Annotated in this window: 23 protein-coding genes; 1 reads left to right on the forward strand and 22 read right to left on the reverse strand. The window is 45.4% G+C overall.

Annotation, left to right across the window (positions count from 1 at the left end; all coding sequences use genetic code 11):
- Window positions 1–37: 37 nt before the first annotated feature.
- The 15 genes from NYE45_RS17140 to metH form a co-directional block, all read right to left on the reverse strand.
- Window positions 38–2,104, reverse strand: a complete 2,067-nt coding sequence (locus NYE45_RS17140) for a hypothetical protein (protein ID WP_340013346.1) — start codon at window positions 2,102–2,104, stop codon at window positions 38–40.
- Window positions 2,094–3,920, reverse strand: a complete 1,827-nt coding sequence (locus NYE45_RS17145; RefSeq protein ID WP_340013348.1) for an ATPase, T2SS/T4P/T4SS family — start codon at window positions 3,918–3,920, stop codon at window positions 2,094–2,096. Before NYE45_RS17145 ends, NYE45_RS17140 begins: the two co-directional genes overlap by 11 nt.
- 7 nt (window positions 3,921–3,927) lie before the next feature.
- The gene (locus NYE45_RS17150; RefSeq protein ID WP_340013349.1) at window positions 3,928–4,758 is read right to left on the reverse strand and encodes a hypothetical protein; all 831 of its coding nucleotides are present in this window, start codon (window positions 4,756–4,758) and stop codon (window positions 3,928–3,930) included.
- Window positions 4,755–5,468, reverse strand: coding sequence for a hypothetical protein (locus tag NYE45_RS17155; protein WP_340013350.1), 714 nt, complete (start codon window positions 5,466–5,468; stop codon window positions 4,755–4,757). Before NYE45_RS17155 ends, NYE45_RS17150 begins: the two co-directional genes overlap by 4 nt.
- Window positions 5,469–5,550: 82 nt before the next feature.
- Window positions 5,551–6,570 carry an SAF domain-containing protein gene (locus tag NYE45_RS17160; protein ID WP_340013351.1) on the reverse strand — a complete coding sequence of 340 codons (1,020 nt, stop codon included), beginning with the start codon at window positions 6,568–6,570 and terminating at the stop codon, window positions 5,551–5,553.
- A gap of 26 nt (window positions 6,571–6,596) precedes the next feature.
- Window positions 6,597–8,075, reverse strand: a complete 1,479-nt coding sequence (locus tag NYE45_RS17165; protein ID WP_340013352.1) for a serine/threonine protein kinase — start codon at window positions 8,073–8,075, stop codon at window positions 6,597–6,599.
- A 227-nt stretch (window positions 8,076–8,302) separates the two neighbouring features.
- Entirely contained in the window at window positions 8,303–9,352 is a 1,050-nt protein-coding gene (locus tag NYE45_RS17170) for an SAM-dependent methyltransferase (RefSeq protein ID WP_340013353.1), read from the reverse strand.
- A gap of 6 nt (window positions 9,353–9,358) precedes the next feature.
- Entirely contained in the window at window positions 9,359–10,132 is a 774-nt protein-coding gene (locus NYE45_RS17175) for an ATP-binding cassette domain-containing protein (protein WP_340017393.1), read from the reverse strand.
- A 2-nt stretch (window positions 10,133–10,134) separates the two neighbouring features.
- The gene (locus NYE45_RS17180; protein WP_062834898.1) at window positions 10,135–10,452 is read right to left on the reverse strand and encodes a thioredoxin family protein; all 318 of its coding nucleotides are present in this window, start codon (window positions 10,450–10,452) and stop codon (window positions 10,135–10,137) included.
- Entirely contained in the window at window positions 10,452–10,790 is a 339-nt protein-coding gene (locus NYE45_RS17185; protein WP_340013354.1) for a cyclic-phosphate processing receiver domain-containing protein, read from the reverse strand. Before NYE45_RS17185 ends, NYE45_RS17180 begins: the two co-directional genes overlap by 1 nt.
- 19 nt (window positions 10,791–10,809) lie before the next feature.
- On the reverse strand, window positions 10,810–11,658 hold the full coding sequence (locus tag NYE45_RS17190) for a deoxyribonuclease IV (protein WP_340013355.1): 849 nt from the start codon (window positions 11,656–11,658) through the stop codon (window positions 10,810–10,812).
- Window positions 11,648–12,469 (reverse strand): DNA-formamidopyrimidine glycosylase family protein, encoded by an 822-nt coding sequence (locus NYE45_RS17195; protein ID WP_340013356.1) that lies wholly within the window; start codon window positions 12,467–12,469, stop codon window positions 11,648–11,650. The genes NYE45_RS17190 and NYE45_RS17195 overlap by 11 nt, the downstream gene beginning before the upstream one ends.
- 24 nt (window positions 12,470–12,493) lie before the next feature.
- A complete protein-coding gene (locus tag NYE45_RS17200; RefSeq protein WP_340013357.1) occupies window positions 12,494–13,285 on the reverse strand; it encodes a TIGR01457 family HAD-type hydrolase in 792 nt (263 codons plus the stop codon).
- Between the two features lie 368 nt (window positions 13,286–13,653).
- Window positions 13,654–14,592: a ribonuclease Z gene (gene rnz, locus NYE45_RS17205; RefSeq protein WP_340013358.1), complete on the reverse strand. Its 939-nt coding sequence runs from the start codon at window positions 14,590–14,592 to the stop codon at window positions 13,654–13,656.
- Window positions 14,593–14,668: 76 nt separating this feature from the next.
- A complete protein-coding gene (gene metH / locus NYE45_RS17210; RefSeq protein WP_340013360.1) occupies window positions 14,669–18,109 on the reverse strand; it encodes a methionine synthase in 3,441 nt (1,146 codons plus the stop codon).
- 179 nt (window positions 18,110–18,288) lie between these two features.
- On the opposite strand from metH, the gene NYE45_RS17215 reads away from it, so the two are divergent.
- On the forward strand, window positions 18,289–18,834 hold the full coding sequence (locus tag NYE45_RS17215) for an acireductone dioxygenase (protein WP_340013362.1): 546 nt from the start codon (window positions 18,289–18,291) through the stop codon (window positions 18,832–18,834).
- Between the two features lie 96 nt (window positions 18,835–18,930).
- Here NYE45_RS17215 and NYE45_RS17220 read toward each other — a convergent pair whose 3' ends face one another.
- The 7 genes from NYE45_RS17220 to NYE45_RS17250 form a co-directional block, all read right to left on the reverse strand.
- Entirely contained in the window at window positions 18,931–19,605 is a 675-nt protein-coding gene (locus NYE45_RS17220; RefSeq protein ID WP_076331542.1) for a GntR family transcriptional regulator, read from the reverse strand.
- A gap of 102 nt (window positions 19,606–19,707) precedes the next feature.
- A complete protein-coding gene (locus NYE45_RS17225; RefSeq protein ID WP_340013363.1) occupies window positions 19,708–21,342 on the reverse strand; it encodes an extracellular solute-binding protein in 1,635 nt (544 codons plus the stop codon).
- Window positions 21,343–21,441: 99 nt separating this feature from the next.
- On the reverse strand, window positions 21,442–22,314 hold the full coding sequence (locus tag NYE45_RS17230; RefSeq protein ID WP_036613592.1) for a carbohydrate ABC transporter permease: 873 nt from the start codon (window positions 22,312–22,314) through the stop codon (window positions 21,442–21,444).
- 12 nt (window positions 22,315–22,326) lie between these two features.
- On the reverse strand, window positions 22,327–23,289 hold the full coding sequence (locus tag NYE45_RS17235) for an ABC transporter permease subunit (protein WP_264927058.1): 963 nt from the start codon (window positions 23,287–23,289) through the stop codon (window positions 22,327–22,329).
- Window positions 23,290–23,847: 558 nt separating this feature from the next.
- On the reverse strand, window positions 23,848–24,639 hold the full coding sequence (locus NYE45_RS17240; protein WP_340013365.1) for an HAD family hydrolase: 792 nt from the start codon (window positions 24,637–24,639) through the stop codon (window positions 23,848–23,850).
- Between the two features lie 28 nt (window positions 24,640–24,667).
- On the reverse strand, window positions 24,668–25,177 hold the full coding sequence (locus tag NYE45_RS17245; RefSeq protein WP_062834910.1) for a hypothetical protein: 510 nt from the start codon (window positions 25,175–25,177) through the stop codon (window positions 24,668–24,670).
- Window positions 25,178–25,303: 126 nt separating this feature from the next.
- Window positions 25,304–25,513: a DUF896 domain-containing protein gene (locus NYE45_RS17250; RefSeq protein WP_017688036.1), complete on the reverse strand. Its 210-nt coding sequence runs from the start codon at window positions 25,511–25,513 to the stop codon at window positions 25,304–25,306.
- Window positions 25,514–25,607 lie beyond the last annotated feature (94 nt).

Raw genomic sequence — 25,607 nt, forward strand, 5'->3', positions numbered from 1 at the left:
ATTAATATATTTCAGACTGTTACACAGATGAACTGTGCTACAGTTTCTGAATTTGCTCATAATAAATGTTCATCTGCAAGAAGCTCATGCCGACTAATGGAATGACCAGATACAAAAAGATAAGGGCATACATGGGTGTAAATCCGATGGTTCTTCCCCATGATGCTTTTACATCTATCATTTTGCTGTACTCCTGCTTGCGTTGTTCAAAATAAAATGCCATCATGCTCTCAAGATCATCGAAGGCTTCACGTATTGAGATTTTGCCAAGGGCAAGCTGCAATTTATCCACCAGTCGCTGGAACTCGGGCAAACCCGCCTCTTCCTTTAATTGTTCAAGTGCAAGCTCTGGCCCATGTTCAAAATGCAACAAACATTTTTGCAGCGGACGCTTGAAAATGACGGCAAATCGATTAAGCCACTCCAATATCTCCTCCACTGACATCCGGTCCATCTCACGCAAAATGGAAATCACCGTCTGAAATTGATAGATTTCATGTCGCATATCCAACCTTCGCATTTTCCGCTGAAATATCATGAGCCATACGGGCATGTAGTACCCTGCTACACCCATGACAATCGCTATAATCATTTCCCACCAGCGTACATATTGCTTGTTATACACCTCTAGTTTTTGCATAATGCGCGCGATCGTCTCAGCCTGGGTATCATGGTCAAGCTGAACGGGAGAGAGCTGCTGTAACGCTTTGGAGATGTCTTCGTATGTAGCTCCTCGGTTCATTTCTACACTTTCCAGCACGGATTGATCCAACGCTGTTTTTTCCTCGGCCTTCCTGAGGTCCGCTTCAGCCATTGCGCCAAACATGCGGTCATCCCGGATCGGATCATGCAAGATGTGGTTACGTTCAACCTGGTGCAACAATAAGATACAGCCCATCGTAAGGACCAAACAACCTGCGAATAACATCACTCGACGAATGGCGAGCCATTCATATTTCAGCTCCGAGCTGCTCTCCCTCATCAGTCGTATCGTTTGACTGTACTGTGTACTCCCAGGTTTCGCCGCAAACAACATCGCCATTTTCCGTATGAAGGTTTGCTTGTACAGAAACTGATCCAACCGTGAATGCTTCTGGCCTGACCGATAACGGGTCTCATCGTATTGTTGGAGCCTTTGCAAAAGCAAATAGGCAAGGATGATGATGACATAGATCGATATTTTAGTAACAAAACCGATTTTGCTGCGATAAAATTCATCCATCGTTGGAAAACTGACTCTGGCCCAGCGTTCGATCGGAGCGGTGAACAATACCGGAGCGAGTGCGATGATATTAAGCCCTTTGAGCAGGTAATCCAATTTATCACGCCGCAATATCTCCAAATGAATCTCCTGAGTTAGGTTACCAAGTCCTTTAAGATAAATAGAACCTTGTTCTCTGTCCTTATCCCCGAACTCCATGACCATATAGGAAACGCCTGCGAATCCTTTGAGAAAACGGTTGGGAGCCACTTCATAATAACGCTCAAGTGCTTCATTCGGATCTGGAGAAGTTAGAGCTTCGTAGATCAGTCTTACTTGTTCCGCGGCTTCTCCTGTTCCTGCTTCAGCGGCTTCATAGAGCGCTTCCTCAACCATGCCATGCTGATGATACCGATGCCTTACATCTGCAAAGAGATCCAGCATCTGCACCAGTAACCTTTTCTCCATACGACTGAGACACATATCCAACACCAGACTGTTTAGCACCACAGCACAGAGCACGGACAGTATTACAAAAGCGATACCCGGCTGGAGAAGAAACAGAATGACACTTATGCCTCCATAACCTCCAAGAATAATCAGAACCACTGTCATCGTCAGTCTGCGAAGTGAAGGTTCATCCCCAACGTGGCGGAATGAAATCCGCTTCTGCACTTGTAGAATATAGGCTGATAGCAGTGGGACTTTCATTCCAAAGCGGTAGGACTGTAACAAGAGTGCTCCCAGTCCCTTGAATCCCTTGCCGCCGGGAGTTAGAATAGCGCCGGATTGACTTGTTGGACCACCTCCTCTGCGACGTAACACACCTAAAACCAGAAGCGTGATCAGCAACCCTCCTGCACAAATACTTAATACAAGGAGCAGAATCCATTTAATTGTCATGCTGATCACCCCAGTGTTGCTTCATAAACTGTTCAAATCTCTCAGCATCCTGTAATGTCATCTGTTCTCGCATATCCATCATGCATCCCGCAGAGATTGGAGCTGTTGCAACGTACTCTCCATCTCTGTACTCCACAACATTACGAAATGTAAAACCTGCTCTCTCTTCCACGCTGTCACCTTGATTTGCACGAGGAAGACACTCCGTAATACGTTCGATATATCTTCGTCCCTCAGCATCTTTCTTCATATGAACATCGAAATTAATGACACTTACAACCTGTTCCTCAGCAATATGTTCATGTTGGAACATGCCTGTCTTGAGCAAGGAATTACGCAGGGAGAAGACCAGATCACGAAAGGTTTTGGCATGGTGGGTAAACAAGGTGAACAGACTGGCAACCTGGGACATTTGAATCATCCATGCAGCCACTTCATCACTCGCAACCTCACCGAGAATATTGACGGTACCATCCGTCTTTTTCTGCAGATCAAGTCCCTGTTGACCTGAAATATGTTCGGTCTCTCGAAAACTCAAAATATTACGTCGGCTATAAATCCGTCTTAATTGTAGTTCGAACGCCATCTCCTGCACCCGAAGGGTATACGATGCATAAATGTGTTTGACCATGGCCATAAGCAACGTTGTTTTACCAGAACCCTGTGCCCCGGTTACAGCTGTAATCCGACTTCCTTTCATCAGATATTGAAGCAATGTAATTGGTAGATTTGCATTGTTACCCGTAACCAATTGTTCAAGTGAAGCATTCGGAATATCGAACTTCCGGACGAAGAACGCCCATGATTCTGCAAAAGGAGGACGAACCACAACGACACGGGAGCCGTCTTTCATCTCGTTCACCTTGTATCCACTTGCTTCCGACAACTGTCCCGGATAATTGTATTTGTATATATTCTGGCATACCCGTTTCAGTTCACGGATGCTGCCGAATGACAGAAAGGACAGATGAATGGACTTACCTTTATAGAAAACCCATACACTTTCCATCCCGCTAAGCGGCTCTTCATGTGCATCATCCTCAAGTCCCTGCTCCAGCAAATCATTCCATGATGCGGGTTTTCGAAATCCCATATTATGAACAGCATCAAGCATACCGCTGACACCACCACTAACGCCGTCAATACGTTGATCTCTTATCTCATCAACAACCGAGAACCCTTTGTAATGTTGGTAGATACGCTGCACAATGATATCTGTCTTTTCTCTGAATCCAAGCTCTCGATATTCGCATTCGAACACATACTGAATATCCTCTTCAGAGATATAATAACTTCCTCCATCGTCCGTACCTTCCTCCATTCTCAGTCTGCCAAGATCGTAGGTATCAATCATGCGGGAGAGTGCATCCATACCGAATTGCTGTCGGTACAGATAAAACACGATTTCGAATCGGTCCTGAATCGTCAACAAATCTGGTTCTGTAAACAAAATAACTTCATCTACATTTGATTTGTTCAGCCCTATGCTTCGGGTCAGCAGATCCCCTATCAGATTTTTGACATACGTTTTGTCGCTGATACTGCCTGAGACACAGCCTTTCAGGGCTTTTCTCATCTCGGCACGTTGATTGATTCTTCGACGATATTCTTCTTCGTGCAGACCCGCATCCGCGAGCTGACTATGACTAAGCTCATGAAGTGAGTTCTTCACCTTCTCAATCAACATGTCAATCGTGAAGGATTCTTGTTCAGGAACACGAGCATTTTTTTCACGAAGAAACGTTCTATACTTGAACCAGAGATAGGTCAGACACAGAATCAAAATTAAACTTATCCATATGGTATTCCAGAGCATTGGAGGTTCAGGCTCCCCTTTCCAGCCTCTTCAGAACCGTGCGCATTCCTGCGCCGTCCATAATCAGGCGAGCGAGTTCGCTCATGCTTGCAGCAAAACTTCCTTTACGAATATCCTTATTCTCGCTCAAACTTTCCAACTGCAAGTACTTAGCGACATCTCGCCGATTCATTGCATCCAGGTATCCGGTTGTGTACGGTATAGCAGATATCGAACCTTTGTATCTGAACCGGCGCCGAATATTGGAGAGTGTTGCACGGGATTGCGGATCGTATTTGTTAATGACAACATGCATATTCTTATTGTTCATTCGTTCTGGCAAGACCTCTTCAAAGAACAACTCCAGATTTCGCATATTTTGATCAAGATTAATTACAATAAAGTCCGCCTGTTGCAGCTTGAGAGCCGAATCCACACCAGCATGATCCGCATCCAGAAGAACCAGATCATAATACTCGTTAGCTACATTCAGCAGCTTTTTCACAGTCTCACCATGTTCGTGCGGAGAGCGATCCCTCTCATTCATGCTTCCAGTCAAGAAATCAAGTCTTTCCTTCAGAAGTGGCTTGGTATAATCCTTGAGATTGTGCTTGTTCAGGCTCCCGCTCGAATGTAGCCGTTCAACCGCATCCCATCCACCCTCTTCGAAAGAGAACACGGAATCTGTGGAATCCGTCTCATTGGACGGCAGAGCAGCTTCTGTACCAGTTCCGACAAGGCCTGTATTAACAAGTAACACTCTTGTCCTATAGTGAAGTGCCATGGCATAAGCACTAATTAATGTGCTTGAGGTACAACCTGTCCCTGCAAAAGGGCTCCAAAAGGTAATGGTGCTCATGCTCTCATCCTCTCTGCTTCTTTCATCGCACGACGACTGCGAACACTTTCCCAACCTGTTAACTGCTCGACCACGCGACACAACGATTTTTTGTAATTTCGTGACAAAGGTCCAAGATGAACTCTGCGATGATGCTCATTCTCAAGCTTAACCGCCGCTGTTAACTCATCCCATGGAAGCACTAAGGATTCTCCTGTCCATACAAACGGGCTGCCCTCCAGATACGCCCACAGATAACGAGCTTCAAGCTTGCAGTCAACCCCGTTAATGAAGAGCCGCTGAAATGACAGCTCACCAGGCAATGACTGTTCTTCAAGCAACCGCTTCAACCAGCCCTTGCCACGTTCCAGATTGAACCGCTCATAATCACTCACCCAGACTCTTACATCAGCGTTCAGCCAAAGATTACGCGAAGCAAAGTGTGAGGTCTCCATGTCATATAACACATAGTCATAGCTGTCCAACCGCTCTCCATTTACTTCAAGATGATTCTCTACAGCTGCTGAAGTTACAAAATGACAAGCAATATCAAAACCTTCAAATTCCGTAATTCGCAAAGACTGCTGACTGTCCCCTACGCCGTATCCATACTTCTGTTGTAAGGTTCCATCTACGAGCAAAACCCTGTTGCCTGTCGAAGCCAGTATCTTGCAGAGATACAGCATCAGATCATTCTTCTCACATAAACCTGCAAAAATCCATGTATGCATAGATATCATAACCCCCTTATATTTCTTAAATCCTTTGTTATCTGAATTATATTAGTGTGAAAACAAAACCTCAGATTAATCTCTACTCTCCACCCGTTAGCAGGCTCTGCTGTTCTGTTTGTGCAGCTTCAGCAGCATCATTCATGCTGCCTGAATTAGCTCCTCCTCCGTTTCCTGAACCATCATTCCACATCACGCCATCCGAAGTTGCCGAATTATTCGCTGATGGGCGACTGTTATAGGTAACTGAGGATTGTGCCACATCCTGTTCAACCCCTTTTGACGGTGCTGTCATGGAAGCGGCCAGTGAACTTTCAAGCGAACTTCGCACCTGTCTGGATAACTCCTGTTCGGCTCGTCGAACAATATTCGGATCACTCTCCAGCAGTTTTAACACTTCTGAATTGGCAGGATACGTTGCGATTGCAGGTGTCTGAAACTGTGGTTCTACATAGGTTAAGGCATAGATTGAAGCTTTATGTAAATAGGCATCTACAATTGCACTTGAGAGTGACAGAATCTCTTCCTCCGTCATCGTAATCCATAAGGTAGCTGCATTGAGTCGTTCCACTTTCTTCTTCGATAAGAGAACATAATCCTGTCCTGTGGGGAACTGGATACGAACATCAATAATGTCTCCCTTTACGAGTGAGGACGGCAGTAGTACAACTTGCAGCTCTCGATTTCTTAAATCAGGCGGAGCCGGTGTATCCTCATACACCATTTCAGTGGTAATCGCTGTTCCTTTTTTCAACTCTATTTTGGCCACTTGACCGTCCATCTGCTTGGTACTGGACCAAAGATTTCGGGGCGCCTGTGCATCCGGGACTGCAATGAGCTTCAGATCCTCAGGCAAGATCGCTTCACCTGCTTCAATATCCCGAATGGTAACCCAGCCTTGTGCCCCCGAATTCCATTGTTGCTTTAATTCAGCTTCCTTTTCCTCATATGCCGATAAATAACGGGCTTCTACAGCTGACCTGACATCACCCATCGTTTTGACATTGTAAATAACATATCCTCCGAACACCAATCCTACAGCTCCTGCTCCGATAAGCCCGGCATAGATCAGTTGACGGCTTTGTTTTCTTAATTTAGACAAAAGAGGCTCTCCTTTCGTAATCTCCTCTAATCATGTACTTTCCTTCGTGAAAAAAACGAACGTTTCTTGGGTTGCTGTGCCATCATATGCGTTAAAATATGAGAAAAAACTTTATCCATCTGTGCGTCCTTGTCAAACGGGTCAATATGTAACGGCAGTCCATATACACTCGATGTATCCAGAGCTTTACGAATGCGCTGAACTGCTTCACCTGCTGCCAGGGGCAGACAATAGATCCATTTCTCTCGTGGATACCGATGATGTGACCGAACAAAAGCGCCAATCTCCGCCTGTCTCCATTCTGCACCTGAGCCTATAACAATCGGCAGATCTGCACGCAGGAATTCTTCCAGCCGGTTCTGGTCCTGACCACTACCGAGATCCATCACGATGAACTGATAACTCCCCCCAAGCAAAGACAAAATATCCGCTCGCCCGGATTGTTTCCAATAATGCACACCATCCACTGCAAACTGTCTGCCTGCTGGCACCGGTTTACCCGCTTGAGCGATTTGTTGGATTCTTGCAAAGGATTGGGAGCGAGGCGACATTTCAATCACAGCTACTTTGAAGTTTTGCCTTTCAAGATAGTGACTGATAGCTATAGCCGTGTGGGTAACCCCTACACCAGATGAAGCACCAGTCAAGGCAATCACTCTTGTTCCGCCATTCAGGGTCATGGTCGTATCTCCACCAGACGTTATTCCACCGGGTAAGCGGAGTAGTTCCTTTCGCACCTCATCGGCAGATTGGAATCGCTCTTCGGCGTTATATCTCAACAGTCTTCTCGCCACAGGGATGTATGTCCGCGGAACATCACTTCGGATTGAGCTTTCCACACCCTGAATCCATTCCGTATACGCCCCACTTGTCATAAGATAGAGCAGCAATGCTCCGAGTCCATATAGATCCGAACGGGCATCGGTCTGACCTGAGCCATATTGTTCAGGTGCAGCGAAGCCAGCTGTTCCCAACTTGACCGTATCTTCGGCACTTTGCGGTTTGTAGCTCCTGGCGATGCCAAAATCAATTAATCTTACTTCATGTTCCGGGGTAATCATGATGTTTGATGGTTTCAGATCCCTATAGATGACAGCTGGATTCAGATTATGCAGATAACTCAACACATCCAGTAATTGAAGCACCAGCTCCGTTAACTGCTCCATCGGAATCTTCCCGCGGCACTGCTTGAAATACTCACTCAGCGTTAACCCTTCGATAAATTCCATCACCAAGTACGTGTACCCATCTTCATCTGGGACAAAAAAATCAACAATCTGCGGTAATCTTGGATGGCGAAGGGATGTCAGCAGAGCGGCCTCTGTCTCCATGCTGCCTTCATATGGCATAGCCGTTACGCTTTCTTTAATTGCCCATATCTTGCCCGGCAACTTCAGATCCTCCGCCTCGTATACATGGCTCATTCCGCCTGTTCCCAGAATGGATACGATACGATATCTACCTCCCAGCAGGCTTCCGCGTTCCAGCCTGGCCGGATGTCTCATATCAATTCCTCCTTCATTACACAACAAAAAAGGGAAAGCTTCACCGAAGAAGAACAGACCGGATATCCGGTTTCGTTCGCTTCGGGATGCTTTCCCTCAGGTTTGTTATGGTTAATATTGGTATCATTATAGTACAGGCAGGAATAGATTGTAAAGTACAATATTTCATGGGCTTAATCGAATCAATTTCATAATACCTTTAGCTGCTTTAATCAAGGCTAGATCCCTTAATATTTGACCATATAGAGTGTAATCTCTTCCCGGTTATGGAACAACTGCTTGGAACGTTGAATCTGCATCCGTGAACGCTCAAACGTATCAATCACATCTTTGATGAGCGCGAGCGGTTTTTTATGCAATAACTTCACGGTAACGATCGCTGTTCCTCCGGGCTGAAGGCTATATAGAAGATCCGATACAAGTCGGCTCATCAGCTTCGGACTCCAACTCATGTCACATACGAGCAGATCGAATTCTCCTTCGCGGAAACGAACATCCCCTGCATTCTTTTTCAAGAAAGTCAGTTTTGGTGATGCCAGCAGTGTCGCATCCATCTTCGCCGGATCTACCGCCGTTACTTCAAGCCCGCGTTCAAGTAGGAAGGAGGTCCATCCACCTGGTGCTGCACCGATATCTAGCGCTTTATGGAATGAAGTAAAGTCAATGCCAAACGTTTGCTCAGCTTCAAGCAATTTGAACTTTGCCCGCGAGATTTGTCCGTCTTCTTTTTGAAAACGTACGGCTCCCCCGCTCCAGTCTGACAGATTCTGTTCAGGTCTGGACACGCCAGCATACAACATATCATTCGCAGCAAATACGGAAATGACATATTCAGCATCACGGACAACCCATTCACAGCCTAGCTCATCCAGCTTTTCTGTCAGCAATTGCTTCAATGAGGCCGCATTTTCTTGCCAAAAAGCCCCTTCTGTCTTCCGTACCTGCAACACGACAGGGGTGCCGGTCAATTCCTTATGATTCAACACGAATGCAATCAATTTCTCGATAGACTGCTCCGAATCTTCTGTATTCTCCTGAAACTGAACAGGTTGAATATGACGTAAAAACGTTGGATACTCTTCCCACAGCTTACCTGCAACTTCTTCCTCCGCTACGGGCAGACCCGCAAGCAAAATTTCTCCTGGTACGAGTACCGTGCTCTTTACCGCACCAAACGTACGGCGCAACTCTTCCTGAGCATAAGGGGCAAAACCATGATTGGCTGTGCAGATAAAACGGGAGAAGTTGCCTTCTTCCCAAGACGATTGTGTACTCAAATTGTGTTACCCTCCAGAACGTACGCGTATCCACGGACGACCGTCATCCCACTGGATATCGACCGGTACATCGTACGTATGCTTAATTGTATCTTGTGTCAAAACTTCATGCTTGGGGCCTGCCGCAGCAATACGTCCATCGCGGATCAAGGCCACATGCGTAAATAAAGGTACGATCTCTTCAACATGATGCGTTACGTACACAACTGTGATGTTACGCTGGCGCAGGCGGTCAATCTCAGCCAGCATTTTCTCACGTTCATATAAGTCTAACCCAGCACAAGGCTCGTCCATAATCAGCAATTTTGGCTCAGCCATTAATGAACGAGCGAGCATGACTTTTTTACGCTCCCCCTGGGATAACGTTCCCAGCGGGTTGTTGGCCAAGTTGGCAAAGCCCATGTCATCTAGCAAACTCATCGCCTTTGCTTTCACTTCATCAGGAATCGTCTGATAAAACCGCAAAAAAGCATACGCTCCTGTAGCGACGACTTCCCATACCGGATCTCTGGGTGTTAGTTTCTCAATCAACGTTTGGCTGATATAACCGATTTCCTTACGTACTTCCCTGACGTCACATTGTCCATACAGATTACCCAGTACTTCGATGCGCCCCTGACTTGGAAACATATATCCGTTCATCATTTCCAGTAACGTTGTTTTGCCAGAACCATTCCGCCCCAGAATAACCCAATGTTCCCCTTGTTCGATGCGCAAATGTACGTCATCCAAAATCTGATTCTCTTCTCGTCGAAGTGAGACACGTTCCATCGAGATTATACTCATTTCAGCACCGCCTTCCGAATCTCAGAGAGCAAATGCTCTACAGAGCTCATCCGATAAACCATTTTTGGAACATCTTGCTGGCCGTCAAACAGCATCACTGCTGGCACACTTGAAATTTGAAATTGTTGTACAAGTTCAGGAATGTCATGAATGTTCATTTCGGATAAAATACCTTCTGGCAGCATGTGCTCAACGACCTCCAGCATACGCCGGGCTGCCGCACACGTCCCACATAAAGGGGTATATATAAATACAGCCTGTGGCATGCCTTCCCATACGCCGCGCATTAACATTTTGGATGTAATTGGCTTCATTAACTTTCTTCTCCCGCAGCAACACGCAGCATGACCTCACCCGTCATTGGGCCATTATGAATGGTTACCGAATCCGGTTTATTGCTATATAACATCTCGTACATCTGGCGTTTCCCATACATGCTGGACGTATGCAAATAGATCTCACGCGGAAACAGTCCTTCTCTTACAATGGATGCCGCGACCTCACCGCCATTGGGCGAATCGGGACCAAGCTCATAATCCAAAGACAAAATGTCCACATCACCTTCTCTTAGCAGCATCAGGCACTCTTCTGCATTCGTTGCCAGAACAAATCCTTTCGGACACGCCCGATAGTCATCCAAAAAAACATGCATACAATCGCTCCTCTCCCCATTATAACCAGGAACGCATGAGCGCTATATCATCATGGTGCGTTCCATCTTCGCCCGTTCCTGTCTCGAGCACAATAACCGCTTTTTGGAACTCAGGCGCATTTAACAATGCTTTCATTGATTCAATTCCTATATAACCCTGTCCGATCCTCGCATGTCTATCCTTACACGAACCGGACGCATATTTGGAATCATTAAAATGTACAGCAGCAACCTCATCCCAGTATCCCAGCACCCTGCCCTTATCGAGCATCGCCTCTTCGTTGCCTGACGACCACATACCTGAAGCAAAAGCATGGCATGTGTCAAAACAAAAAGCAATATGCTCCGGATATCGGCTTAATTTGCGAATCTGTATCATTTCTTCCATTGTCGTACCCATGGGGCCATGATCACCTGCCTGATTTTCAAGCAAAACTTTCGAATGACCATCCCAATCCTCCAAGGCGGTATCCAGACAATGAATGAGGTTCTGATAACCCTCCAGCGGATTGCTCGTTTTGATATGTCCAAAATGAACCACCGTCCCGACAGAACCGCAAGCATTCGAAATTTCAAGATCATTGCGAATAGAAGCTATTGTAGCATGAAAACCCGCCTCTCCACGGGTCATGCCCAACGCCGGATTCGTGGGATAGGGTGAATGTGCAATCGAAGCAAGTCCCTGCTGTTCACACCAATCCCTGCACTGCTCAGCATCCTTGAGATCCAGAATTTTCAAACCAAGGCTACGCGGGTTCTTCGGAAAATACTGAAATGCCGTTGCCCCCATCTCGTATGCTCTCTTGGCTGCCTGAAGAAATCCACCTCTGGTGCTGACATGTGCCCCGATTCCGGTTTTAAGCCTCACGCTGGCATTTCGGACAGAAGAACGCCTTCTTGCCCGTAATTTCCACTCGTTCAATCGTTCCCCCGCAGCGCGGACAAGTCTCGCCTTCCCGATCGTACACCCGACATTGCTCGTCAAAGCTTCCTGTCTTGGTGTCCCCTTGCATTAGTGGCATTTCCATATAACCACCCTCAGAAGCTGCTTCGCGCAACACGGACTGCATCGAATGGAACAAGCGCTCCGTCAGCTCTGGTGAAGTCGCGATGTTCTGCGTCTTGGAGCTTGGTCTCAGACCGGCTGCAAAGGCAATCTCATCCGAATAACAGTTGCCGATCCCCGCAATAATATGTTGGTTTACCAACGTCGTCTTGAGCGTACCGCGACGCCCTTTTAACAGAGAAGCAAAACGTTCTAGGTTCATCCGTCGATCCAAAGGTTCAGGTCCAAGATCAGACATCGCCTCTTCCGTTTCTTTCGAAGTAAGCAGGTGTAAATAACCCAAGCGCAGTCCGATAAAGAATAAAATGTGATCGCCAAACTGGATTTCCACCTGTGTGGAGCGATTAGGGCGCTCCTCTTCCGTGCCCCAGAAAATCATACCGCCCAGCATGAGGTGCAGCACCAGACGTTTACCATTAGCCAAGTGGAAAATCAGATGCTTCGCTCGGCGCTCAACAAATATGATGCGATTGCCTGTAAGTTCACTGATGAACAGATCAGGCTCCGTATTTATCGTTTTATCGCGATTAATCACAACACCTGTAATCGGTAGATCAAGTATTTTCTCGGACAGCAAGGTCCGGTAGTTTTCCATTTCCGGCAGTTCCGGCATCATACATTACCCCTTTTTGGAAGCTTAGTCTGTCTGTTGCGACAGCCACTCCATCAATTTATGCAAATCTTCAAAAACATGATCAGGTCGAGCCTTGGCTGCTTGAATGTGTCCATCCATATTATCTCGTGTTGTCACACCAGTAAGAACCAGCAGTGTCTCACACCCTGCTGCCACTCCAGCTGCAATATCGGTACGCATATTGTCTCCGATCACGGCCACTTCATTAGATGCCAGGTTCAGCCGGCTAATGGCTGACTTCATTATAACACTCGATGGCTTGCCAATAACGGTAGGGTGAACTCCGGTTGCGGCTTCAATCGCTGCTCCAATCGTTCCTGCTCCAGGCGTCAATCCGTCATCCGAAGGGAGCTGCAGATCAGGGTTGGTCATAATGAATTTTGATCCCCCATTTATCCACCTTAGCGCCTTGGTCAGTTTATGATAGGAAAATTCACGATCAATCCCCTGTATCACGTAATCCGGTGCATCGTCTGTCAGTTGTAATCCAGCTTCTTCTATGGCTTGCAACAGTCCTGCTTCTCCAATACATGCCACTTTTGCACCCGGGGACTCTTCCGCAACGTATTCAGCAGCAGCCACAGCAGAAGTACATACCTGAGACGCATCAGCAGGTATACCCATCCCGTTCAGATGGTCTGCCACGCCTTGTGGTGTACGGGAAGAATTATTCGTTACGAATAAATACGGCTTTCCTAGCTCTTGCAGTGTTCGAATAAGCTGATCGGCTCCTTCGATACGATGTCTGCCATGATAGAGCGTACCATCCAAGTCAATCAGATAGGCCTTAATCACACACAGCACTTCCTTTCTTCATTCCATTAACGTTTCATATCCTTAATTATTTACCTCGAACTTTAACGCGAACCTATGTATTCAGGATGTATTCAGGCAAAAAATAATGGGCTTGCTGACATATGCACGCAACAAGTCGAACCGGATCGAACACCGACGGTTTAGCTCGCGCGTCTTCTGTACAAGCTTGTCATTTCCTGCGCTTTCCCGGAAAATAATTTGAATCATTTCCCTCTTCATATTGCCCATCCTACACGCTTTCTGACCAGATTGCAAAAGGGACCGCGGGAGTTCTTCTCCCTCAGTCCCGTGCAATTACCCGGTTCTTCATGTGACGTGTTTAGCCGTGCATTGGTTCGCATTCATGATTAAGATTCTTGCTTGCGATGCACGACAGGAATAAGCTGGTGTTCGTTTGCAAGTCTGGTATTCGGGAATACGGACTGCGCCTCTTCCAAAAGGGGCTGCAGTTGATCCTCATCCTTATAACGTGAGCTGAAGTGAGTCATAATTAATTGCCCGACATTCGCCGCTCTAGCCGCTTCTGCCGCTTGTTTTGAAGTACTATGATAGTACTCATGCGCTGTATCGGCCAGATTATGCATGAATGTAGCTTCATGTACAAGTACATCTGCATTGATGGAAAGAGGCTGTACATTGTCACATGGACGAGTATCACCCAATATGGTGATCACCATGCCGCGTTTTGGCGCTCCCAATACATCTTCTGGACGAAGCGACTGACCGTTATCCAGCGTAATGGTTTCTCCACGTTTCAGTCGGCCGAACAATGGGCCTGGTTTCAAACCATATTCCGCCAGTTTGGCTGGGTCCAGGCTGCCTGGACGATCTTTTTCCGTGATCCGGTATCCATAGCTGTCAATCCGATGCTCAAGCAAAGCTGCTTCCACGATAAAACTGTCATCCTCGAAAAGGACGCCACCCGTATGTTCCACGATATTCAAATCATAGTTCACTCGGGATTGGCTAAGCTCCATCGTTGTACTAATCATTCGATCCGTACCTGGCGGACCATATACCGTTAATGGTGTGGTACCACCTTGATAGGCTCTGCTTGAAAGCAGTCCTGGAAGTCCAAATACATGATCACCATGCAGGTGAGTAATGAATATTTTCTCCAATTTGCTTAGTTTAAGCGGAGAACTTAAAATCTGGTGCTGCGTTCCTTCCCCGCAGTCAAACAACCACAAAGCTCTGCGCTCATCCAACATGCGTAGCCCAATGGAAGTTACATTCCGTTGAAGCGTAGGTACACCAGCATTAGTTCCCAGGAAATATAGTTCCATTCTGGATCGCACCTCTTTCTGTTGCCAGCAAAAAACCTCCGACAATGCGGAGGGCTTTGCCTGACACTCTACTAATTTATGCCTTTTCTACGTTAAAATACTTGGCTTGCGGATGGCTGAATACCATCGCTGATACGGATGCTTCAGGTTCCATCATGAAACCTTCCGTCAATTCCACACCGATATCCTCAGGCTGTAACAACTTGAACAACGGCCCTTGGTCTTCCAGATCCGGACAAGCCGGATATCCAAAGGATACCCTGATCCCCTGATAACGTGCACCATGACGTTGCTTCATTGTCATCTGAGCAGAATCAGGGAATCCCCAGATATCTCTCATCATATGATGGACACGCTCTGCTAATCCCTCTGCTACTTCAAGCGCTACGGATTGAAGAGCATGCGAGCGAAGGTAATCCCCTTGATCTTTCCACGCAGTGGATAGTTCACGCACGCCGTGTCCCGCAGTAACAACCATGAAACCAACGTAATCCATTTGACCGGATTCAACAGGCTTCAGGAAGTCGGACAGGCACAGGAATGGCTCGACTTTTTGACGTGGGAACGTAAAGGTATGCAAGATATTGCTGGTATCCTTTGGATCATAGATAATGATGCTGTTACCGCTGGACTGTGCCGGGAAGAAACGATACATGGCATGAGCTTGAATAATTCCGTCTCGAACAGCTTCTTGCATAATATCATCCACGACTGCTTTCAGGTCGGTAGCTTTCTTGTCACCTGAAGCAAGTAGTTGTTCTACTGAACCGCGCAACCCCAGATGGTGTCCAAGCAACATCTGCATGTTCACGTATGGCAGGATATGTGATAACGGATAGTTGCGCATCGTATGCCGCTCCAGATCAGGCGGTACAAGAACCGGATTATCTACAGCAATATCCGAACGCTCCACTCGCGTAAGCTCTGGAAGAGCCTGAACAGCTACAGCACCTGAAGCATCAGCTTCTTTTTCAGCTTCCATCTCCAGTTGCATCGCTTCACGTGTAACGGGATTCATCAATTTATTCGCCAGATCCAGACCATCCATCGCATCTTTGGCATATACAACCATTCCGTTATATTCAGGACGGATACGATTTTTGGTGAATTTACGTGTCAACGCCGCTCCGCCAACCATAATAGGTACATCAATACCTGCTGTTCGCAAATCCTGAGCGGTAAGAATCATCTGTTGCGCTGATTTTACCAATAGACCCGAGAGACCGATCGCATCGACTTTTTCTTCTCGGTATGCCTCAATGATACGTTCTGGTGGTACTTTTATACCCAAATTAATGATACGGTAACCGTTATTGGACAGGATGATCTCTACCAGGTTCTTACCAATGTCATGCACATCGCCCTTGACCGTGGCCAGAATGATCTTGCCTTTAACAGAAGTTTCGTTCTTCTCCATGAACTGCTCCAGATATGCTACAGAAGCCTTCATCACTTCCGCACTCTGCAACACCTCAGCTACAATCAACTCATTGTTGTTAAAGAGACGACCTACTTCCTCCATACCCCGCATCAGTGGACCGTTAATCACTTGAAGTGCTGTGTATTTGGCAAGTGCCTGTTCAAGATCCGGCAGCAATCCTTCTTTGCTTCCTTCCACAACATATGAAGCGAGACGCTCTTCTAATGAAAGGTTCGAGATTTTTTCCTTCTTCTCAACCTTCTTGTTACGGAACGCCGCTACGAACGCCGCCAGTGTTTCATCATTCGTGTTATATAAAAGCTCTTCCGAGAGTCTGCGTTCTTCTTCCGGAATGGACGCATAACGCTCCAGCTTCTCTGTGTTTACGATGGCATAGTCGAGACCTGCTTTGGTACATTCATACAAAAATACAGAGTTCAGCACTTCACGGCCTGCTTCAGGGAGTCCGAATGAAATGTTACTGATTCCGAGTATCGTATGACATTCTGGCATCGCTTCCTTAATCACTCTTATACCTTCAATGGTTTCTTTGGCTGAACCGATGTACTGTTCATCTCCCGTACCTACCGGGAACACCAATGTATCGAAAATGAGGTCTTCTGGTTTCAGTCCATACTTGTTCACCAGCAGATCGTAAGAGCGTTTGGCTACGTCCAGCTTGTCCTCCCGACTAATCGCCTGACCCCGTTCATCAATCGTTCCGACAACAACCGCACCACCGTATTTATGGAGCAACGGCGTGATCAGCTCAAATTTCTCTTCGCCATCCTCAAGGTTAATGGAGTTAATTATCGCTTTACCTTGCGAGTACTGGAGGGCCAGATCGATTACGGAAGCATCTGTTGTATCGATCATGAGTGGTACTTTTACTTTTTTCACAACAAGTTCAAGGAACTTCACCATGTCTTCAGACTCTTCGCGGTCCGGGTCTTGTACACACACGTCGACAATGTGCGCTCCATTTTTCACTTGAGCACGAGCAATTTCTGAAGCTTCTTCATATTTGCCTTCTACAATGAGTCGTTTGAATTTCCGTGAGCCCAACACATTCGTACGCTCACCAACCATGTATGGACGATTGTCCTGTTCGATATAGATAGGTTCTATACCGGACAACGCAGGTGGATGTGTTCCGTTCATTTCTCTTGGGGGGTACTGGGCAAGTGTATCGCGCATAGCCCGAATATGTGCAGGGGTTGTCCCGCAACATCCACCAGCGATATTCAACCAGCCCTGTTCGGCAAAAGCACCAATCTTCTGAGCAAGCGAGTCTGGTGACTCATGGTAATTACCGTTTTCATCAGGAAGTCCCGCGTTCGGGTAACAACTAACGGCAACCGATGCCATTCCGGAAAGCGAACGAATGTGATCACGCATGAACTCCGGACCTGTAGCACAGTTTAGTCCTACCGAAATTGGGTTAAGGTGTTCTAAGGATATATAAAAGGATTCGATGTTCTGACCCGCAAGGGTCGTTCCCATCGGTTCTATCGTTCCTGATATCATCAGGGGCAGTGTAACACCACTCTGTTCGAAGGCCTGCTGAATTCCAATGCTGCCTGCTTTTACATTGAGGGTATCCTGTGAGGTTTCAAGCAGTAGCGCATCAACGCCTCCCTCTATTAAAGCAAGCGCTTGCTCCAAATAACTGTCGATAAGTTCCTGGAACGTTACGCCTCCAGTTACAGACAGTGTTTTGGTTGTTGGTCCCATCGCACCTACCACATAACGTGGAGATTCCGGTGTAGAGAAACGATCAACCGCAGCTTTCGCAATTCTGGCTGCTTCGAGGTTGATCTCGCGTGCCCGATCCTGAATATCGTATTCAGCAAGCACGACAGATGTCGCACCAAATGTATTGGTTTCAATTAAATCGGCGCCGGCCTCCAGATACTCTTCATGAATGCGCTGGATCAGCTCTGGACGAGTAAGCACCAACATTTCATTACATCCATCCAAATCTTCGCCGCCAAAATCTTCGCCAGTCAGATCAACTTGTTGAATCATGGTCCCCATTGCACCGTCGAGGATTAATATTCGTTGTTTTAATGCATCGTGTAGACTAATCTTATCCAATATCTTCACCCCCGCAAAACGTTAAATCTTAGTTTAACAGAAACTAACTTAATGTGAAAGATCGGGTTTGCTCCCGAAAGATGGCGGGTTTGCGCGAATATGAACGGAATTTGAGAATCGACAAAAACAGAGCAATCCGATATAATTCAATTAAACCAAGTGGAAAAGAGGGAAAGAACATGGCTGAAATTGTAATCCGAAATACGAACGAACGCATCACTGGTGACGAAAACGTTCGAAATTTCTTGAACAAATACGAAGTATTATATGAGAAGTGGGACGCATCCAAACTGAACACGGATCTGCAAAATAACTTTGGATTGACTGATGATCAGAAAACCGAAGTTTTGGAAACTTACGATTATGAAATCAGAGATTTGGCTGCACGTCGCGGATACCAAATCTGGGATGTCATCACGCTGTCGGAACAAACACCAGATATCGAAGAAAAGCTGGCCAAGTTCGAAGAGATCCACACCCACGCTGAAGATGAAATCCGGGCGATTGTCGCTGGTAAAGGAATCTTTGTTATCAAAGCTACAGATGATGTGGGCTACTTTAATGTAGAACTGTCTCCTGGAGACGTCATCTCTGTACCTGAGAATACACCGCACTTCTTCACTTTAATGGAGAACAAACAAATTATTGCTGTGCGTCTGTTCATCGAAAAAGATGGCTGGATTGCAGATCCATACCCTGATCCTACATTTATCAAACAAGCCTAACACTCTCGTGTGACGACTTGCTTAACCAAAACCCCTGTTCAATTGAACAGGGGTTTTCGCATATGCATATGAAGAGTATTATACAGCATCGGTGCACTATATAAAATAATGCGGGTATTTCGCTTTTATCGATTCCTGTTCAATAACAACCAGTCTGAGATGAGCTTCCATCACCTGAACCGCTTGCTCCGTCTTGCGCTCTGTGATAAGGCGATAAATCTCTTTGTGTTGCGAGATAATGACCTCCAGGTTGGAGTCTTCCGCCAGACGTAATAAACGCAACCGATTAAACGGGATGTTCAGCTGTTGCAACATTTTCCACGTTCTCAGCTTACCTGTGCCCTGAAACAAAATCTGATGAAACTCTTCATCCAGTTCGAACAGTCGATAGAAATTGTTTTTCCCTATACATACTTCCTGCATTGCAATGTTGGTTTCGAGTCTAAATCTAAACTCTTCAGGAAAAGAAGCGCAAGCCAACGTCACGATTTCCTTCTCCATCTTTTCCCGCATAAATCTGCCTTCTTCCACATGCTCCAAATTAATATGAGAGACTATCGTTCCACTCTGTGGAATAATGTCCAACAGTTCTTCTTCAGCAAGCTTCATGAATGCTTCTCGCACGGGTGTTCTGCTCACCTGCAGTTCATCTGCAATCTCTTTCTCTGAAATCTTGGTACCAGGCTTAAGTTCCAGATGAAGAATTCGTTCTTTTAACAGGTTATATGAATATGCCCGGGTCGAGCCTCTAATTTTTTGATTAAGTGACATGCCTAGACCTCTTTCTCTCAGCCGTATTCATTTATCTTAGCACAAATTACCGTTCCACTTAAATATCGGCGTGAAACGGTAATCCGGCCAGCATTAACTATGTTATTGCTTGTTTTCTTTGTAGGCTTTGTACGTGTCATTGGCCAGCTTCAGATAATTGGTGAGCCCCTGACTGTCCAGCTCTTTAGCAAATGTATCAAATTCAGACAAGTTCCGTTCACCCAATATAAATTTAAGTGTATTCTGGTCAGAGTAGTCTTTCAGTGGTGTACTCAGAAGTGTCACCCGTTCACGGTCCTCGGAAGAGTATGGAATTGGTGGTTCTGCCGGGATAACTTCCTTGGTATCCTTCATGTCTTGCTGGAACTTCAACTCTTCTTCACTAAACATGGATTGCAGCAGATCTGTGGTACCTCCATAGGCAAATACACCACCTGAGAAGCCAAAGTCAATACGCAAGTCTTTCGTGCCTTTTGGATTCAAACCATTGTAATTCACGTCTTCTGCCAATTTACGTGTTCCGCCCTCTTTGGTGAATGTTTCGCCTTCTACACCCCACTTGGCAAACTCTTGACCTTCATCACTGTAATATAGCCAATCAACAAATTGCATAATGGCTTTGAAGTTTTCGCTCTTTTGAATTTTCCCGGATATCATGACACCGTTTTCAAGTCTGGAACCGGACATCAGCTGCCCTTTTGGCCCACCAGGTACTGTAATCTTCGCAACCGAGAATTTACCCTCTCCCAGCGTTTTGTTCATATCATTTCGATGCAATACAACCGTTTGGGAATTACCATTAATCATGAAAGATTTGCCGGATACAAATTTCTGTACAGCCTGATCATCATCCTGTGTAAAACTTTCCTTATCGAGCAGCCCTTCGGATACCAGTTTGTTAAAATACGTTAACATTTCCTTATACTCCGGTGTAGTAGCTGTGTACACAAATTGATCCTGATCTTCCTTGTACGTCAATCCATTACCAAAACCCCATCCACCCTTGGTACCAAAGCCAGTAGCAGCGATGTTCAACGTACTATTGAATTGGAATCGGTCCGAAAATGGAACGGAATCTGGATAGATCTCTTTCAGTTTTTTGGCTGCATCATACAATTCGTCCCATGTGGTCGGGATGGCGATGTTATTTTCCTCAAAGACATCCGTTCTTACAAGCAGTGTATAATCCGGCCATACTTCTTCATGCAGACCTGGAAGTACATAGTACTTTCCATCTTCCTGTCGAAGTCCTTCGAGTTCATCTTCCAAACCCCATTTCTCCACTTTATCCTTGAAGTTTGGCATCAAATCAATGTAATCGCTAATCGGCAAGATCGCACCGGAAGATACAAATGCAGACTCTTCACCTGGATACGTTTTAGGAATAACCAGTGGTGCATCACCAGAGCTAATCAACAGAGATCTCTTCTGAGAATAATCGCTCATCGGTACAATCGTTGGCTCAAGCGTAACACCCGTCAGTTCGGTAATTTTATCAAAAAGCAACCAGTCTTTTTTATATGGATAACTAGGTTGATCACTATAAAGTATGGAGAGATTAAACGGCTCAGTCGCCTTGAATGTATCTCCTACATTGTACGTCTCCATTGCAGCGTTGGTCTGAACCTCTGTGACGTCACCTCCAGCACCAGTACCGCTACTACATGCAGCCAGAACGACGGTCATCATTGTTGCCAAAACCATTTTACCGACAAACTTACGTGGCTTTTGATTCATTTAGGTTATCCCCCTGAATTTGGTTTAGGTTGACCTTGCCTTAAAACTGTTAAACAATCTCTAAATGTTAATCATGTGAATCATTCTGGTTACTGTGCATTACTGTTTGACAGACCCCAACATGATACCGGTTACAAAGTATCTTTGCACAAATGGATAGATGGTGAGTATCGGCAAGATGGTTAATACCATCGTTACTGACTTAATATTGGCAGCAATCTGTGTCAGGTTATCAGCTGAGGTTGCACCGGCAGATGCCCCGCTTGTCGCTCCAGCAATCATATTGCGCAAATAAATGGTGACCGGGAACAGTTCTTTTTTGTCCAAATACAGAAAGGCTGGGAACCAGGAATTCCAATGACCCACTGCGTAGAACAGCACCATGGTTGCCATAACGGCTTTACTCAGCGGCAAGATAATGCGTAACAAGATTCCGTAGGTGTTCAACCCATCAATGGAGGCAGCTTCCTCCAGTTCTTCAGGCATATTTTCAAAAAATGACTTCATGATCAACATGTTGTATATGCTAATTGCGCCAGGAACAACAAGCGCCCACATGGTGTTATTGAATCCAAGGGAATTAATCAAGACATAGTTTGGAATCAATCCACCACTGAAGAACATCGTGAACACGGCGAACATTGTCAAAAACTTGCGGCCCATCAACCTCTTTTTGGATAAGGCATAGGCGAAGATAGTTGTCATGAACATCGAAATCAACGTACCTACCACGGTGTAAATAATCGTATTTTTATAATTGGTCCAAAACATACTGTCACGTGAGATGGTCTTGTATGTCTCCACATTGAATCCTCTTGGGAACAAACTTACTTTGCCTGAGTTAATGTAGGACTCACTACTGAAGGATTGTGCTACGACATTCAAAAATGGATAGAGCGTTATAAATACCACGAACAGCAGAAAGATGACATTAAATACTTTAAATACCTTGTAAGATCTGGATTCCTGCATGGTGCTCCTCCTTTACCATAAGCTTCTTTGTGTCAGTCTGCGTGAAATGGCATTTACGGAGAACACCAGAATCAGACCGATCAGCGATTCGAACAAGCCAATTGCGGTAGCATAACTGAAGTTACTGGATTCCAGTCCGACCCGATACAGGTAAGTGGAGATCACATCAGATGTCTCGTAGATAAGCGGATTGTACAAGAGTAAGATTTTTTCAAATCCAACAGCCAGGAAATTACCCATGTTCAAAATCAACAACGTAACAATCGTTGGCAAGATTCCTGGAATCGTTACGTGAATCGTTTGCTTCCAGCGATTGGCACCATCAATACGTGCGGCTTCATACAAAGAATCATCAATGGTTGTCAGTGCGGCGAGATACAGTATCGCTCCCCAACCCATACCCTGCCATACCTCTGACGTGATATAGATTGTTCTGAACCACTCAGCCCGCTGCATAAAAGGAATATTGTCTCCAGTGAAGAAAGCCACCAGTCCATTAATGGAACCATTCACTGCTGTCAGCTGCAGGATCATACCCGCAACGATAACGATGGACAGGAAGTGAGGCAGATAAGACGCGGTCTGTACAAACTTTTTGAATCGTTTACTCTTCACTTCGTTAAGCATCAAGGCAAAAATGATGGGAACCGGGAATGTAAAGAGCAACGCGAGTCCGCCCAACATCAGTGTATTACCGAATACTCTCCAGAAGGTAGGGTCTTCAATAAACATTTTGAAGTATCTTAATCCAACCCATGTTTCTCCAAATATACTGCCCCCCGGAACAAAACGTCTGAAGGCAATCACATTACCAATCATCGGTCCATATTTAAAAATAATGAGGTAGATGATGGGAAGGATTAATAGTGAATACAGCTGCCAGTCTTTGCGGAACAAGGTTGCTGCGGTTCGTAGTCTGCTCTCTTTACGTAAAGATGTCATGGTTAGTGTTGTTTTAGCGGTTTCCGACTCCATGTGTTTTCACTCCGATCCAGGACTTGATAGGTAAAAACGAATTCATGTACAACTCCCATCGCTTCTTCTTTTTGTAGAAGACAACCAATCCCTCAACTTCACCCCCACTGCGAAATAGATAGTAGCTAAATGTAAGCGATGTCATTTTAATATGTTATGTAGAATCACACAATCCAAAGTGCTTCACATCATTCATTAGCACTTAATAGGTGGTATGATCTCCAAATCAAAATAAGGTGTTTAAAAGCATTTGAAGCGCTTACAATACGTCGAAAATAATAAGCAACAACTCCTGCTTCCATTCAAATGAATTAAGTCAAAAGAAATTGCTTTAGGAACAATCTAAATGCTAGTCATACTAGTATGTTAGTTATATTCTAATCCAGCTTCCCCCTAATTTCAATAACTTTTAGCAAATAAAATTGATATCTCATTTAACAAGGTAAATTAGCCAACCTACCCAAATAAAAAACATTGGTAACTTCACGAACGACATCATCGTTCATTGAAGCTTCCAATGTTTCAGGGTGCTGAGGAAAGATGTTATAGCTGATCTGCTCAGAAATTAGCTATAAGCTGATCCAGTTCAGATAAATGCGTTATTTCATGGTCAGGCGCATACGTTTCATTGTTGGTCTTATGCTCACGGTTAATCCATACGGATTGGATGCCAGATGATAAAGCACCACGAATATCAGTCGTCAACTTGTCTCCAACCATCATGCTCTCTTCAGGTTTAACACCCAGTTTACTCAAAGCATGTTCAAATATGGAGGGATCCGGCTTTCCTTTTCCAAAGTTACCCGAGATAATAATCTCATCAAAGAAAGGAGTCAATTCAGGCACACCGTCCAACTTCTCTTGTTGCAAAGCAGGACAACCGTTCGTTAACAACAAAAGTTTGTACTTTCCTTGCAACTTACGCAAGGTATCCATCGTTTCTTCGTACACATGGGGTCTGGATCTCCGTTCTACTCCAAACTGCGAGGCAAGCTGTTCAGCAAGATCTTCCCGATCTACACCCAACTTCAACAAGCCACGACGCCAGGATTCTTTACGGTAAACAGGAGCAAGCTGTTCCAACTGACGGAACTCAGGTTGATCCCCACCAGTAAAGTTAGCCCATAGGCCTTCAAACGGATTGATTCCAATCATTTTGGTAAAAGGAAAGGTCTCATATGATTCATACAGTCCACGTGCCTCGTTACGAACGGCTTCTTCAAGTTCTTCCGGTTTAACCCCAGTCTCTTGCGCTGCGATTAGACAAGTCTCATGAAAAGCTTCTCGAACACTACGCTCATCCCATAATAAAGTATCATCTAGGTCGAACAAAATCGCTTTTAACGCCATTCCGATCATCTACCCCTTTATGCAATAATTACTTTTCGACGGTTTCCACGGTGATCTGGTGTGCTTTTGCAAACTTCAACAAACGTTCTGCAATCGCATCTGTATCGTAGCGGTTCAATAACTTGGTAAACACCCATCTTTTACCCCGACTGTTATGTTCGATAACAATTGTACCTGGTTCAATTCTGAATTTGACGATATCGTCAACTCCGATTGAACGTTCACGGTTACCCTTCGTCGTAATAATCCGATTACTGCTAATCTTGATGTACGGACGACGAAGCATGAAGATGACTGCCAAAAATACGTAAAGCAGCATGGTCACCCAGTCCCAAGTTGTCATTGGAGCTTGTACAAGAAATGTGCTCATAAACAGATACAAAAAGGCGAGACCGATCAAAAATATAGGGAACAACAGGCTGCGTCCTTTAAAAACTTCTTCACCTGGTGTACCTGTAATTGGTTGACCACTTTTTTTGCGTTGCTGATTTAACTGCTTGGAATTTTTCTTAACCGTTCTCTCGAACGAACGCGACATGAGAATCCCCCTTATGTGTCTTTGTATCGGCTTACATAACTGTAAACCAACATTTCCCCCTATAAATTGCACACTCAAAATAACAGGAAGAAACCTAAATATCATAAATGATATCATTAGGTTTCGTTAGTGTTTGAGTTTGCCTTGGTGGCCTTTGTCATTCTCATCATCAACAATCTCAATGGTATCCAGTTGCTGTCTGAAATTGCTGCGAATATTACTCAAATAAATCTCTCTTAGCTCGGCACGTTCAGCAAGTTCTTCCTCCGACAAACCAGTGGACTTTTGCTTACGAGCCAATTCGTTAATGCGTGCTACCAGACTATCTATATCCAAGCTTGTCCCCTCCAAAAATACAAAGTCATATTAACTTTGCCATGATAAAGGCAGCTTGTCAAGCTGACACGCACTAACACGCATTGATGTGCAT

This window comes from Paenibacillus sp. FSL K6-1318, assembly GCF_037976905.1.
Taxonomy (GTDB): Bacteria; Bacillota; Bacilli; order Paenibacillales; family Paenibacillaceae; genus Paenibacillus; species Paenibacillus amylolyticus_A.

Coding starts and splice junctions, on each gene's coding strand:
- NYE45_RS17180 (WP_062834898.1), bottom strand. CDS start 10,452: ATGAAGCCAATTACATCCAAAATGTTAATGCGCGGCGTATGGGAAGGC.
- NYE45_RS17185 (WP_340013354.1), bottom strand. CDS start 10,790: ATGCATGTTTTTTTGGATGACTATCGGGCGTGTCCGAAAGGATTTGTT.
- NYE45_RS17230 (WP_036613592.1), bottom strand. CDS start 22,314: ATGCAGGAATCCAGATCTTACAAGGTATTTAAAGTATTTAATGTCATC.
- NYE45_RS17155 (WP_340013350.1), bottom strand. CDS start 5,468: ATGCATACATGGATTTTTGCAGGTTTATGTGAGAAGAATGATCTGATG.
- rnz (WP_340013358.1), bottom strand. CDS start 14,592: ATGGAACTATATTTCCTGGGAACTAATGCTGGTGTACCTACGCTTCAA.
- NYE45_RS17220 (WP_076331542.1), bottom strand. CDS start 19,605: ATGTCACTTAATCAAAAAATTAGAGGCTCGACCCGGGCATATTCATAT.
- NYE45_RS17225 (WP_340013363.1), bottom strand. CDS start 21,342: ATGAATCAAAAGCCACGTAAGTTTGTCGGTAAAATGGTTTTGGCAACA.
- NYE45_RS17165 (WP_340013352.1), bottom strand. CDS start 8,075: ATGAGACATCCGGCCAGGCTGGAACGCGGAAGCCTGCTGGGAGGTAGA.
- NYE45_RS17215 (WP_340013362.1), top strand. CDS start 18,289: ATGGCTGAAATTGTAATCCGAAATACGAACGAACGCATCACTGGTGAC.
- NYE45_RS17195 (WP_340013356.1), bottom strand. CDS start 12,469: ATGCCGGAACTGCCGGAAATGGAAAACTACCGGACCTTGCTGTCCGAG.
- NYE45_RS17140 (WP_340013346.1), bottom strand. CDS start 2,104: ATGACAATTAAATGGATTCTGCTCCTTGTATTAAGTATTTGTGCAGGA.
- NYE45_RS17240 (WP_340013365.1), bottom strand. CDS start 24,639: ATGGCGTTAAAAGCGATTTTGTTCGACCTAGATGATACTTTATTATGG.
- NYE45_RS17235 (WP_264927058.1), bottom strand. CDS start 23,289: ATGGAGTCGGAAACCGCTAAAACAACACTAACCATGACATCTTTACGT.
- NYE45_RS17145 (WP_340013348.1), bottom strand. CDS start 3,920: ATGCTCTGGAATACCATATGGATAAGTTTAATTTTGATTCTGTGTCTG.
- NYE45_RS17245 (WP_062834910.1), bottom strand. CDS start 25,177: ATGTCGCGTTCGTTCGAGAGAACGGTTAAGAAAAATTCCAAGCAGTTA.
- NYE45_RS17150 (WP_340013349.1), bottom strand. CDS start 4,758: ATGAGCACCATTACCTTTTGGAGCCCTTTTGCAGGGACAGGTTGTACC.